Below are 13,021 nucleotides of genomic sequence, written 5' to 3' on the forward strand. Positions count from 1 at the left end.
GCGGCGCGGCCTTTCCGCCGGCGGTCACCCGGCGTCCTCCGCCCACTCCACGTGGAACCGCCGCGTGTGGTCCACGTACCGGGCCCGGCCGGTCAGCAGCACCGTCGCGGTGAGGCGGGGATCGGCGCTGGACGCGGCCAGGCGCAGCTCCAGCCGGCCCGGCTCCACGACACGCCGCCCGTCGCGGCCGGTGAACGAGGCGACGTCCGCCGGGACGGTCACCGTCAGCCGGCACGACGCACCCGGCCGCAGCGGCACCCGCCGGTAGCCGATGAGGCGCTGCACCGGCTGGACGACCGAGGCCACCGGGTCGTGCAGATACAGCTGGACGACTTCGGTGCCGTCCCGGTCCCCGGTGTTGCGCACCGAGAAGGCGAGCCGTAAGGCCCCGTCCGTACCGCTCTCCCCGGTCTCCACGGTCAGCTCGCTCCAGGTGAAGGACGTGTACGACAGGCCGTGCCCGAACGCGTAGGCGGCGGTCGGGTCGACGCTGGACACCTCGCCGGCCTGGGCCAGCGGGGCCGCCAGGTAGGTGGCGGGCTGCGCGCCGGCGCCGCGCGGCACACCGATCGGCAGCCGGCCCGAGGGGTTCGTCCGCCCGCTGAGCACGCCCGCCAGGGCCCCGGTGCCCGCCACGCCCGGGAAGAAGGCCTGCACGATCGCCGCCGCCTCGCCCGCGGCGCGGCCGAGCGCGTAGGGCCGCCCCGCCAGCAGGGCCGTCACCACCGGCGTACCGGTGTCGAGCAGCGCGTCCAGCAGCGCCTGCTGTACGCCGGGGAGCGCGAGGGACTCGGCGTCGCACCCCTCACCGCTGGTGCCGCGGCCGAAGAGCCCGGCCCGGTCACCCAGCGCGGCGACCACGACATCGGCGCTCCGGGCCAGCCGTACCGCCTCGGCGAAGCCGGAGGTGTCGTCCCCGTCGACGTCCGCGCCGCGCGCGGTGACGATCCGCGTCCCGGGGAACTCCCGCTCCAGGGCTTCCCGCAGCGTCGGCAGGGCGATTCCGGCCGGGACCCCGGGATGGTGGACGCCGACGTGGACGGGGAAGGAGTAGCAGCCGAGGACGGCCGTCGGCTCGTCGGCGTTCGGGCCCACGAGGGCGAGGGTGCGAGGCCGCGCGAGCGGCAGCGTGCCGTCGTTGCTGAGGAGCACCATCGCCTGCTCGGCGGCCTCCCGCGCCAGCTCGCGGTTCGTGTCGGTGTCCAGATCGACCGTGCCGCGCAGTGCCGCCGGGTCGTCGAGGTCTCCCGCTCCGGCCAGCGCCGCGGGCACGGGGCTGAAGTCCGGGTCGAGCAGCCCGAGTCGCGCCTTCTGCGTGAGGACCCGGTGCACGGCCCGGTCGACGAGGGCTTCGGGGACCCGTCCGGAGGACAGGGCCTCCAGCAGCGGCGCGCCGAAGGTCTTCACCGTGGGCAGCTCGACGTCGACCCCGGCCCGCAGCGCGGTCCCGGCGGCCTCGGCCCAGTCGCCCGCCACGCCGTGGAGCGTCCGGAGGAAGGCGATGCCGAAGTAGTCGGCGACGACCGTGCCGTCGAACCCCCAGGTGTCGCGGAGCAGGCCCGTCAGCAGCTCGTCGTCAGCCGTCGCGGGCACCCCGTCGGTGTCGGTGTAGGCGGCCATGACGGACCGGGCGCCGCCTTCGCGCAGGGCCATCTCGAACGGCGGGAGGAGGACGTCGGCGCGTTCGCGCGCGCCCATGGAGACGGGCGCGAGGTTGCGCCCGGCGCGCGAGGCGGAGTAGCCGGCGAAGTGCTTGAGGGTCGCGACGATCCCGGCGGACTCCAGGCCCTGGACGTACGCGGTGGCGACGGTGCCGACGAGGTACGGGTCCTCGCCGATGGTCTCCTCGACCCGGCCCCAGCGGGCGTCGCGCACCACGTCCAGGACGGGGGCGAGGCCCTGGTGCACGCCGACGGACCGCATGTCCCGCCCGATGGCGGCGGCCATGCGGCGTACCAGCGCGGGGTTGAAGGCGGCGCCCCAGGACAGCGGTACGGGGTACGCGGTGGCCTTCCAGGTGGCGAAGCCGGCCAGGCACTCCTCGTGGGCCAGGGCGGGGATGCCGAAGCGGTTGGCGGCGACGACGCGGGCCTGCGTACGCAGCAGGGACAGCGCGCCGAGCGCGGGGTCGACGGGGGCGGTGCCGAACGGGCGCGTCAACTGCCCCAGTCCGGTCGGCAGGAGGGCGTCGAGGTCGACGGCGTCCTCCATGTCGTGCTGGTGGGGGGCCACTTCGCCGCCCTCGTCCGACGCGCCGACCCAGACGCCCACGAGCTGGGCGGCCTTCTCCTCGGTGGTCATGGCGGCGATCAGGGCACGGACGCGGGTGCCGGTGTCGAGGGCGGGGTCGTTCCAGACGGGGGTGACGGGGGTGACGGGGGTCGTCTCGACGGGATCCACGGTGGCGGTCACCTTCCTCCGACGCCCATGAGGCCCCGGACCAGGGCGCGGAGGGCGCACCGGCAGACGAGCAGGACGACACCCGCGGCGGGGTTCACGTTCCCTGCCCCGCCGTCAGGCGGAAGGCGTCCAGGGCCAGGGTCATCTCCGTCAGGTCCCGCGGCCGGGACAGCGAGCGGGAGGTGAGCTGCTCCAGTCGGCGCAGGCGGTTGAAGACCGTGTTCCGGTGGCAGTAGAGGCGGCTCGCCGCCCGCCCCGCCGAGCCCTCGCAGTCCAGCCAGACGTCCAGGGTCTCCAGGAGCACCGCCCGGTCGGCCGGGTCCAGGTCCAGCAGGGCGCCCAGGACTTCCGAGACCAGCAGCGCGCCCAGCTCCGGCTGGCCGACCACCAGCGCGCCCGGCATCCGGCGGTCCAGCCGCACGATCGCCGGGGCGTCCACCGGACACGTACGCAGCGCCAGCTCCGCCAGCCGCCGCGCCCCGCCCAGCTCCGTCAGGCCCACCACCACGGGGCTGATGCCGCCCGGGCCCCGGCACCGCCCCTCCATCAGCTCCGCCAGCGCGTCGAGCCCCGTGCCCTCGTCCAGCGACACCACGCCGATCTCGCAGTCGGTCCGCATCCGCCAGATGAACCGCAGCCCCGCCCCGGCCAGCCGCCGGTGCGCCACGTCCCGCCGCTCGCTGCGCAGCACCACCACCGCGTACCGCCCGCGCTCCGGCAGGTCCAGGCCCGCCGCCGCCCGCGCCGAGACCTCCGGCGACCGGCCGCCGTCCAGCAGCGCGTCGAGCAGCGCCTGCAACTGCTCGTCGGTACGGCGCCGAAGCTCCAGCTCCGTCACCCGGTACGCCTCCGACGCCGTGTCGGCCTGCGCGTCCACCGCCGACCACACCATCGTCGCGGCCTGCATCAGCACGGCCAGCCGCCGCGCGTCCGCGCCAGCGTCCTCCAGCAGCGCGTCCCACACCAGGTGCCCCGCCATCCGGTACGCGCGCACGACCAGCTCCAGCGGCAGGCCCTGCTCCGCGCGCCGCCGCCCCAGCCACTCCGCGTGCTCCAGGTCGCGGCGCGGTGACGCGCGCGGCGCCGTGATCGTCTCGATGCCGATCCGCATCGCCTCCCGCGCCTCCTGCCAGTGCTGGTCGTAGCCGATGACCCGCCCGTACGCGGGGGAGTACTCGTGCAGTTCCCGCACGTGCTCGTCCACCAGCTCGGGCAGCCGCTCCAGCAGCGCCGTACACGCCTGCGCGAGTAGTTTCCAGTCATCGCCTGTACGCGGTCTGCGGACTCCCATGGCCCGGAGGATGCCACCTCCGCACCCCATCCGGCATGCCCCTGACACGCAGTGTTGTGCGCGTGCACAACCGGCCTCCGCGCCCGCTGGGCAACGGCAGCGATTCCGGCCACGAACGTGGACGGGGGTCCCGCCCCGGTGCTGGGGTGAGCGCGATCGAACACACCGACGAGGGGAAATCCATGAGCGCTGCCGCCCTGCAGGTGCGGGGTCTGACAGCCGGGTACGGCAAGGTACGGGCGCTGCGCGACGTATCGCTGGACGTACCGGACGGCGCGGTCGTCGCCGTCCTCGGCGGCAACGGCGCCGGCAAGTCCACACTGCTGCGCGCCCTGTCGCGCACGCTCGCCTTCCACGGCGGCGCCGCCTCCGCCGGCACCGTCACCTTCGCCGGCCGCCCGCTGCACACCCTGCCGCCCGACCGGGTCGTCGCGGCCGGGCTCTGCCACGTACCCGAGGGCCGCCAGGTCTTCGCCCGCATGACCGTCGAGGACAACCTCCGCGCGGGCGCCCTCACCGCCGCCCGTTCCGGAAGAGCGGAAGCCCTCCGCCGCGTCCACGAGCTGTTCCCCGTCCTCGCCGAACGCGCCCGCCAGCGCGCCGGCCTCCTCTCCGGCGGCGAACAGCAGATGCTCGCCGTCGCCCGCGCCCTGATGGCCTCCCCGCGCCTCCTCCTGCTCGACGAGCCGTCCCTCGGCCTCGCCCCGCTGATGGCCGCCCGGATCGCCGACACCATCCGCGAGATCCACGCCCAGGGCACCTCCGTCCTCCTCGTCGAGCAGAACGCCGCCCTCGCGCTGCGCCTCGCCACGCACGCGTACGTCCTGGAAGTCGGCGAGGTCACCATCGAAGGCCCCGCCGCCGAACTCGCCGCCTCCGACGAAGTACGCCGCCGCTACCTGGGCGTCGTCGACGAACAGGCCGCCGCCGACGCGTCCCCGGCCGAGGTCCCGCACCTGGCCCGCTGGGAGGCACAGGCATGACCACCCTCGACGTCCGCGACCTCACCGTGCGCTTCGCCGGCCTCACCGCCCTCGACGGCGTCAGCTTCACCGTGCACCCCGGCACCGTCCACGCCGTCATCGGCCCCAACGGCGCCGGCAAGTCCACCACCTTCAACGTCCTGTCCGGCGTCTACCGCGCCACCTCCGGCAGCGTCCGCTTCGGCGACCACGAGCTCACCGGCCTGCCCCCGCACCGCATCGCCGCCCTCGGCGTCGCCCGCATCTTCCAGAACCTCGCCCTGCCGCCCCACGCCACCCTCGCCGACGCCCTGATGCTCGGCCGCCACCGCCTCACCCGCGCCGGCTTCCTCGCCACCGGGCTGCGCCTGCCGTCCGCCACCCGCGAGGAGGCCCGCCACCGCGCCCGCGTCCACGAGATCGCCGACTTCGTGGGCCTCGCCGACAAACTCGACCACCCGGCCGCCTCCCTCCCGTACGGGCAGCAGAAGCTCGCCGAACTGGCCCGCGCCCTGTGCATGGAGCCGACCCTGCTCCTCCTCGACGAACCCGTCGCCGGCATGACCGCCGACGAACGCCGCCGCACCGCCGCCGTCATCGCGGGCGTCCGCGACAGCCTCGGCATCTCCATCGTCCTCGTCGAACACGACATGGGCGTGGTGATGCGGCTCGCCGACTCCGTCACCGTCCTCGACTTCGGCCGCCGTATCGCGGACGGCGCCCCCACCGACGTACAGAACGACCCCGCGGTCGTCCGCGCCTATCTCGGAGAGGAGGCAGCCGAGTGACCACCTTCGCCGAACTCCTCCTCAACGGCATATCCCTTGGCTCCGTCTACGCCCTCATCGCCCTCGGCTTCGTGGTCATCTTCCGCGCCACCGAGGTCGTCAACTTCGCCCACGCCTCCCTCCTCCTCGCGGGTGGTTACGTCACCGCCGTCCTCCACGACGACATCGGCTTCTGGCCCGCCCTGGCCGCCGGGATCGCGGGCGCCGCGCTCGTCGGAGCGGCCGTGGAGTTCCTGGTGATGCGCCGTCACCGGGGCTCGGACCACAGCGTCCTCGCCATCGTCACGATCGGCGTGGACATCCTGCTCACCACCGAGCTGACCCGACGCATCGGTACGGATGTGCTCACCCTCGGCGACCCGTGGGGCGACGCGGTCGTGACCATCGGCTCCGTCACCATCGCCCAGACGCGCATCGCCGCGTTCCTCGCCGCCGCGCTCCTCATCACCGCGTTCCTGCTCGTCTTCCGGTTCACCGCCTGGGGCGTCGCCATGCGCGCCGCCGCCGAGAGTCCGTCCACGGCCGCCCTGATGGGTGTACGGCTCGGGCGGGTCTCGCTCGGCGCGTGGGCCGTCGCCGGGGGCCTCGCCGCCGTCGCGGCCCTCTTCCTCACGGTCTTCCCGACGCCCGGACTGGAACGCTCCACCTCCCTCGCCGCCCTCAAAGCCTTCCCGGCCGCCATCCTCGGCGGGCTCGACTCGACGACCGGCGCGCTCGTCGGAGGGCTGCTCGTCGGCATCACCGAGTCCCTCGCCACCGGCTACCAGAGCGACCTCACCTTCCTCGGCCGAGGCATCGGCGACCTGGCGCCCTACCTGGTCATGGTCGCGGTCCTGCTGATCCGGCCCGCGGGGCTCTTCGGTACGAAGGAGCTGGCCCGTGTCTGAGACGTTCACCCGCCCGCGTACGTACGCGTACGCATTCGGCGCGGTCCTCCTCCTCGCCCTCCCCTTCTACCTCGAACGGTTCTGGCTCCAGGCCGGGCTGTTCGCCATGGCCGCCGCCATCGGCGCCATCGGCATCAACCTGCTGACCGGCTCCACCGGGCAGCTCTCCATGGGCCACGCCTTCTTCCTCGCCGTCGGCGCGTACGGCTACTGCGCGCTCGCCGGGGACGGCTCGGACGGGCTGACCGGCCTCGGCCTGCCCGGCTGGCTCGCCGCCGTCGGCGCGGTGGCGCTGGCGGGCGCGGCGGGCGGGCTGTTCAGCCCCATCGCGGGGCGGCTGCGCGGCGCGTACCTCGGCATCGCCACGCTCGCGCTGATCTTCATCGGCCAGCACGTGCTGTTCAACGCCCACGACCTGACCGGCGGCTTCAACGGCCGCGCCGTCCCGCCGCTCTCCCTCCTCGGCGTCACCTTCGACGAGAGCGAGCTGCTGATCGCGGCCGTCCCGTTCGGCGCCGCCGAGAAGCTCTGGTACCTGGGCCTCGCCCTGCTCGTCGCCTCCGCCCTCTTCGCGCGGGGCGTGCTGCGCGGCCGGCCAGGCCGTGCCCTGAACGCCATCCGGGACCACCGGATCGCGGCCGGGGTGCTGGGCATCCCGGTGGCCCGCTACCGCGCGGCCGCCTTCGTGCTCTCCTCGATGTACGCCGGTCTCGCCGGCGTCCTGCTCGCGCTGGTGTTCCAGCGGACCGTGCCGGAGTACTTCGGCATGCTGCTCTCCCTCGAGTACCTCGCCATGATCGTCATCGGCGGTCTGGGCTCGGTGGCGGGCGCGGTGATCGGGGGCGTCTTCGTCTCCGTGCTGCCGCAGATCCTCAACCGGTACAGCGACGCGCTGCCCCTCGTCTCCGCCCCCGGCACGGGCGGTATCGCCCCGGGCGAGGCGTCGCGCTACCTGTACGGCGCCGCCGTCGTGGCGGTGGTGCTCTTCCTGCCCGGAGGCCTGGTCCGCCTGGCCGCCCGGCGTCCCGTACGTCCTGTAAGAACCGTGCGCACCTCAGCGGAGGAACGATGACCATACGCAGACACCGGCGGCTCGCCGCGGCACTCACCGCGCTCGTCGCCCTGACGGCGGCCGCGGGCTGCAGCTCCAAGGCGAAGACCGACCAGGACGGGGCGGCGGGCGCCGACGGCGTGAAGACCGGCCAGGGCGTCGACGCCAAGGCGATCCAGCTGGGCGTCCTGACCGACATGACCGGCGTGTACGCCACCCTCGGCAAGAGCGTCACCCAGGCCCAGCAGCTGTACGTCAAGCAGCTCAACGCGAAAGGCGGCGTCTGCGGCCGCACCGTGGAGCTGACGGTCCGGGACCACGGCTACGACCCGCAGAAGGCGCTCGCCGGGTACACCGAACTGGAGCCGAAGGTGCTGGGCTTCCCCCAGTTCATCGGTTCGCCGTTCGTCGCCGCCGTCAAGCCGCGGGTCGACGGCCAGGACAAGGGCCTGGTGCTGCCGCAGGCCTGGTCGGCGTCGCTGCTGGGCAGCCCGTACATCCGGGTCATCGGCACCACGTACGACATCGAGACCATCAACGCGGTCGACTTCCTGCTGAAGGAGAAGGGCCTGAAGAAGGGCGACAAGCTCGGCCACGTCTACTTCGAGGGCGACTACGGCGAGAACGCGCTGAAGGGCTCGAAGTACGCGGCCGGCAAGGCCGGTCTCACGGTCGTCGAGCAGAAGATCAAGCCGACCGACAACGACATGTCGGCGCAGGTGGCCGCGCTCAAGCAGGCCGGGGTGAAGGCGATCGTGCTGAGCGCGGGCCCGCGCCAGGCGGCCTCGCTCGTCGGCGTGGCGGCGGCGGTGAAGCTCACCGTGCCGGTCATCGGCAACAACTCCGCGTACTCCCCGCAACTGCTGGCCACCCAGGCCGGACCGGCGCTGGAGAAGATGTACTACGTGGCCACACCGAGCCTGCCGATCGGCGCCGACGCCCCCGCCGCGAAGAAGCTCGCCGCGGACTACCGCGCCGCCTACCCGAAGGACGCCCTCGACAACGGCGTCGTCGCCGGCTGGTCGGCCGCCGAGGTCTTCGGCGAGGCCCTGAAGAAGGCGTGCGCGGACAAGGACCTCACCCGCGAGGGCGTCGGCAAGGCGCTGCGGACGCTGAACGCCCTGGACGGGGGCTTCGGTGTGACCCACGACTTCTCCGACCCGAAGGCGCCGTCGTCGCGGCAGAGCGTGATCCTCCAGCCCGACAAGTCCGTCACGGGCGGCGCGCGGGTGGTGCGCCAGCCCCAGGTCTCCGACGCGGCCAAGGCCTTCACACCGGGCGGCTGACCGGACGGGTCCCTCGTCACCGCGCCGAAACGCCCTCGTGCCACGCTCTGATCATGAGCGACATAGAGTGCCTGACCGCGCCGCAGATCCGTGCCCACGCGTCCGACGGGCTCGCCGCCCTGCTGGTGGACGCCGTCGACAGCGGCGCCTCCGTGGGCTTTCTCGCCCCGCTCGGCCACGCCGAGGCGGCCTCCTGGTGGCAGGGGGTCGCCGAGGAGGCCGAGCGGGGCGTACGGCACGTCTGGGCGTCGTACGACGACGACGGCGCCGTCTCCGGCGTGATCACCCTCGTCCGGGCCACCATGCCGAACCAGCCCCACCGCGCCGACATCGCCAAGCTCCTCGTCCACCGCACCGCCCGTGGGCGTGGCCTGGGCCGCCGCCTCCTGGCCACGGCCGAACGCGCGGCCCTCGACGAGGGCCTGACCCTCCTCGTCCTGGACACCGAGACCGGCAGCCCGGCCGAGTCCCTCTACCGCTCGGCGGGCTGGACCCGGGCGGGCTCGATCCCCGACTACGCCCTCACCCCGGCCGGCACCCCGCACCCCACGACGTACTACTACAAGGTGCTGGCCGGTTCCTGAGGTGTGAGGGATCCCCAGCGGGGCTGCATGTTCAGCCCGTCCGGCGTGTGAGGACATGCGGCCGAAGGTCGCACACGGGGTCCGGGGCGGAGCCCCGGTTCGGGAAGGGGCGGGGAGGGGGCAAAGCCCCCGCGGCGCCCGCCCACACCCCCGCGGCGCCGGCCACACCCCCGCGGCGCCCGCCCACACCGCCCGGCGGCCGCCCACCCCCGCCCGGCGGCCGCGCGGCGCCCCGCCAAGGCCGCACCCGGGCGGCCCGCACCGAACGCGCCCGCGCGTGGGCACGCCCGTGGTCCCGGATACGGGTGAGGGCCCGGAGCGGTGAATCCGCTCCGGGCCCTCACCCGTATCCGTACGTACCGCTACGGCAGCTGCGCCGCCCGCGCCTCGCGGCTCTCGCGGCGGTTGTCGCGGAAGGTGTTCACCCGCCGGGCCGTCGCGAAGAGGGGGATCACCGCGCCCAGCACCACCTGCAGCGCGCAGCCGGTCTGGAGCAGCAGCTGGCCGCCCGGGGCGTCGAACGCCCACGCCGCCAGCAGGCCCATCGCCCCCACGATCCAGCTGAGCATCGCCACCGCGAGGATGCCCCGCGGCTTCGGGTACTCGACGCGGCTCACCATCAGCCACGCCGTACCGATGATCGCCAGCAGCGTCGGGATGAACGGCAGCTCCAGCAGCACGATCGAGACGACCGTCAGCGCGCCGAACGGGGACGGCATGCCCTGGAACATGCCGTCCTTCATGGTCACGCAGCTGAATCTGGCGAGCCGTAGCACCACCGCCAGCAGCACCACGATGGCCGCCACCGCGGAGACCCGCTGGTGCGCGTCGTCCGCGACCATCCCGTACACCAGCACGAAGTACGCCGGGGCCAGACCGAAGCTGATCAGATCCGACAGGTTGTCGAGTTCCGCGCCCATCGGCGAGCTGCGCAGCTTGCGCGCCACGAGCCCGTCGAAGAGGTCGAAGACCGCCGCGCAGAGCATCAGGATCACGGCGGTCGCGGCGGAGTGCCGTGCCATGCCGGTCTCGTCGCTGCCCGTGAGGTGCGGGATCAGGATGCCGGTGGTGGTGAAGTACACCGCCATGAAGCCGCAGGTGGCGTTGCCCAGCGTGAGCGTGTCCGCTATTGAGAGACGCAGCGACAGCGGCATCTCCTCGGCTTCCTCGGCGACGTCCGCCTCGGCGTCGGCGACCCAGTCGGCCCGTGTGTCAGGATCAATCACGGTCAATTCGAGTCACCCCCGCGGTCGTGGTCTGACCGACCTCGACAGCGACGTCGACACCTTCCGGAAGGTAGATGTCAACGCGCGATCCGAAGCGGATCAGACCGATGCGCTCGCCCTGCTCGACCTTGGTCCCCTGGGGGATGTACGGCACGATGCGACGGGCGACCGCACCCGCGATCTGCACCATCTCGATGTCGCCGAACTCGGTGTCGAAGTGCCAGACAACGCGCTCGTTGTTCTCGCTCTCCTTGTTGAACGCCGGCACGAACCCACCCGGGACGTGCTCGACGGACGTCACCGTGCCCGCCAGCGGGGCGCGGTTGACGTGGACGTTCAGCGGGCTCATGAAGATGGCGACCCGGGTCCGTCCGTCCTTCCACGGCATGATGCTCTGCACCACCCCGTCTGCGGGCGAGATGACCCTGCCCTGCGCGATCTCGCGCTCGGGGTCGCGGAAGAACCACAGCATGCCCGCCGCCAGGGCGGTGGTGGGCACAGCGATGGCCGCGGCACGCTTGGAACGGCGCGAGCGGGCAAGACTGAGTGCAGCGGTGGCGACGGTCGGCAGAAGCCACGGCGATGCTCCGCGTGCGATGCGGACGCGGCCGCGAGGTGCAGAGGTTTGGCTGTGGGGCATGGATGACCTTCGTAGCGGTGATGCCGCGCGGATGCGGGGGACGGCGGCTTTTCGGCGATGCTATCGGTTGCGGGCCGCAACTGGGCAAGCCAGAAGTCGAGTCGGCGGCCGGAAGACGATGACAGGGTGTGATCTTCTTCGCGGCCAAACCGGCTCAAAAGCGACAATCACCCCTGGAATCGGTACTCCTCGAGCAACCGACGCCCAATGATCATTTTCTGGATCTCGGCGGTACCTTCGCCGATGAGCAGCATCGGCGCCTCTCGGTAGAGACGCTCGATTTCGTACTCCTTCGAGAACCCGTAGCCGCCATGGATACGGAAGGCGTCCTCGACGACCTCCTTGCAGTATTCGGAGGCGAGGTACTTCGCCATCCCTGCTTCCAGGTCGTTTCGCTCCCCGGAGTCCTTTTTGCGTGCTGCGTTGACCATCATGGCATGGGCGGCCTCCACCTTGGTAGCCATCTCGGCCAGTTTGAACTGGATCGCCTGGTGCTGAGCGATCGGCTTACCGAAAGTGTGACGTTGCTGGGCATACGAGACGCCCAGCTCAAACGCACGCTGCGCCACGCCGCAACCACGTGCCGCTACATTCACGCGGCCGACCTCGACGCCGTCCATCATTTGGTAAAATCCTCGGCCGGTGACCCCGCCGAGCACTCGATTGGCCGGAATGCGCAGTCCGTCCATGATGAGTTCGGTGGTGTCGACCCCCTTGTAACCCATCTTGTCGATCTTCCCGGGGATGGTCAGGCCGGGCCGGACCTCTCCGAAACCGGGCTCCTTCTCCACCAGGAAGGTCGTCATCGACTTGTGGGGGGCGGTGCCCTCCGGGTGTCCTTCGTCACTTCGGACGAGAACGGCGACGAGTGTTGACGTACCGCCGTTCGTCAGCCACATCTTCTGACCGTTCAGGACGTACTCGTCGCCGTCCTTGGCCGCCTTCGATGTGATCGCGGACACATCCGAACCGAGGGCCGGCTCCGACATCGAGAACGCGCCCCGCACCTCGCCGGCCGCCATCCGGGGCAGGAAGGTGTCCTTCTGCTCCTGCGTACCGTGCTGCTTGAGCATGTACGCGACGATGAAGTGGGTGTTGATGATGCCCGACACGGACATCCAGCCGCGCGCGATCTCCTCCACGCACAGCGCGTACGTGAGCAGGGACTCGCCCAGACCCCCGTACTCCTCCGGGATCATCAGACCGAAGACACCCAGCTCCTTCAGCCCGTCGACGATGTCCTGCGGGTACTCGTCGCGGTGCTCCAGCTCGGTCGCGACCGGAATGATCTCCTTGTCGACGAATTCCCGGACCGTGGACAGGATCTCCTGCTGGACGTCCGTCAGACCGTGGGTCTGCGCGAGTCGGGCCATGACTACTTCTCCTGCGCCTTCAGTTCCGGGCGGCCGGGCTGCTCGCCGCCGCGCTCCTTGATGTACGTCTCGGTGGGGACCATCACCTTGCGGCGGAACACGCAGACCAGCGTGCCGTCCTGCTTGTAGCCCCTGGTCTCGACGTACACGATCCCGCGGTCGCTCTTGGACCTGGACGGGGTCTTGTCGAGGACGGTGGTCTCGCCGTAGATGGTGTCGCCGTGGAAGGTCGGCGCCACGTGCCGCAGCGACTCGATCTCCAGGTTGGCGATCGCCTTGCCCGACACGTCCGGCACGGACATGCCCAGCAGCAGCGAGTAGATGTAGTTGCCCACGACGACGTTCTTCCCGAAGTCCGTCGTCTTCTCCGCATAGTTGGTGTCCATGTGGAGGGGGTGGTGGTTCATGGTGAGCAGGCAGAAGAGGTGGTCGTCGTACTCGGTGACCGTCTTCCCGGGCCAGTGCTTGTACACGGCGCCGACTTCGAACTCTTCGTAGGTGCGGCCGAACTGCATGGGTGCTGCCCTTCCGGG

Annotated in this window: 12 protein-coding genes; 6 read left to right on the top strand and 6 right to left on the bottom strand. The window is 72.0% G+C overall.

Features of this window, described 5'->3' with window-relative positions; genetic code table 11:
* Positions 1-24 precede the first annotated feature (24 nt).
* Both BKD26_RS20870 and BKD26_RS20875 read right to left on the bottom strand, forming a co-directional pair.
* Positions 25-2,412, bottom strand: coding sequence for a glycoside hydrolase family 3 N-terminal domain-containing protein (locus BKD26_RS20870; RefSeq protein ID WP_084900293.1), 2,388 nt, complete (start codon positions 2,410-2,412; stop codon positions 25-27).
* Between the two features lie 82 nt (positions 2,413-2,494).
* Positions 2,495-3,691, bottom strand: coding sequence for a helix-turn-helix domain-containing protein (locus tag BKD26_RS20875; protein WP_084900295.1), 1,197 nt, complete (start codon positions 3,689-3,691; stop codon positions 2,495-2,497).
* A 182-nt stretch (positions 3,692-3,873) separates the two neighbouring features.
* On the opposite strand from BKD26_RS20875, the gene BKD26_RS20880 reads away from it, so the two are divergent.
* Genes BKD26_RS20880 through BKD26_RS20905 form a run of 6 tightly spaced genes read left to right on the top strand, consistent with a single transcriptional unit; the run spans position 3,874 to position 9,249 of the window.
* Positions 3,874-4,674 carry an ABC transporter ATP-binding protein gene (locus BKD26_RS20880; RefSeq protein WP_084900463.1) on the top strand — a complete coding sequence of 267 codons (801 nt, stop codon included), beginning with the start codon at positions 3,874-3,876 and terminating at the stop codon, positions 4,672-4,674.
* Positions 4,671-5,441 carry an ABC transporter ATP-binding protein gene (locus BKD26_RS20885; protein WP_084900298.1) on the top strand — a complete coding sequence of 257 codons (771 nt, stop codon included), beginning with the start codon at positions 4,671-4,673 and terminating at the stop codon, positions 5,439-5,441. Before BKD26_RS20880 ends, BKD26_RS20885 begins: the two co-directional genes overlap by 4 nt.
* A complete protein-coding gene (locus BKD26_RS20890; protein ID WP_084900301.1) occupies positions 5,438-6,328 on the top strand; it encodes a branched-chain amino acid ABC transporter permease in 891 nt (296 codons plus the stop codon). The genes BKD26_RS20885 and BKD26_RS20890 overlap by 4 nt, the downstream gene beginning before the upstream one ends.
* Positions 6,321-7,400, top strand: coding sequence for a branched-chain amino acid ABC transporter permease (locus tag BKD26_RS20895; protein ID WP_084900303.1), 1,080 nt, complete (start codon positions 6,321-6,323; stop codon positions 7,398-7,400). Before BKD26_RS20890 ends, BKD26_RS20895 begins: the two co-directional genes overlap by 8 nt.
* A complete protein-coding gene (locus BKD26_RS20900; protein ID WP_084900306.1) occupies positions 7,397-8,665 on the top strand; it encodes an ABC transporter substrate-binding protein in 1,269 nt (422 codons plus the stop codon). The genes BKD26_RS20895 and BKD26_RS20900 overlap by 4 nt, the downstream gene beginning before the upstream one ends.
* A gap of 53 nt (positions 8,666-8,718) precedes the next feature.
* Positions 8,719-9,249: a GNAT family N-acetyltransferase gene (locus BKD26_RS20905; protein WP_084900309.1), complete on the top strand. Its 531-nt coding sequence runs from the start codon at positions 8,719-8,721 to the stop codon at positions 9,247-9,249.
* A gap of 362 nt (positions 9,250-9,611) precedes the next feature.
* On the opposite strand, the gene pssA is transcribed toward BKD26_RS20905, so the two are convergent.
* From pssA to BKD26_RS20930, 4 genes are all read right to left on the bottom strand, one after another.
* Positions 9,612-10,475, bottom strand: a complete 864-nt coding sequence (pssA, locus tag BKD26_RS20915; RefSeq protein ID WP_084900315.1) for a CDP-diacylglycerol--serine O-phosphatidyltransferase — start codon at positions 10,473-10,475, stop codon at positions 9,612-9,614.
* Complete coding sequence (locus tag BKD26_RS20920) at positions 10,468-11,115, bottom strand: phosphatidylserine decarboxylase (RefSeq protein ID WP_084900318.1); 648 nt, start codon at positions 11,113-11,115, stop codon at positions 10,468-10,470. The genes pssA and BKD26_RS20920 overlap by 8 nt, the downstream gene beginning before the upstream one ends.
* 167 nt (positions 11,116-11,282) lie before the next feature.
* Positions 11,283-12,488: an acyl-CoA dehydrogenase family protein gene (locus BKD26_RS20925; protein ID WP_084900321.1), complete on the bottom strand. Its 1,206-nt coding sequence runs from the start codon at positions 12,486-12,488 to the stop codon at positions 11,283-11,285.
* Positions 12,489-12,490: 2 nt separating this feature from the next.
* On the bottom strand, positions 12,491-13,003 hold the full coding sequence (locus BKD26_RS20930; protein WP_084900324.1) for a MaoC family dehydratase: 513 nt from the start codon (positions 13,001-13,003) through the stop codon (positions 12,491-12,493).
* Positions 13,004-13,021: the final 18 nt, after the last annotated feature.

It is taken from the genome of Streptomyces sp. CB03238 (assembly GCF_002099185.1).
GTDB lineage: Bacteria > Actinomycetota > Actinomycetes > Streptomycetales > Streptomycetaceae > Streptomyces.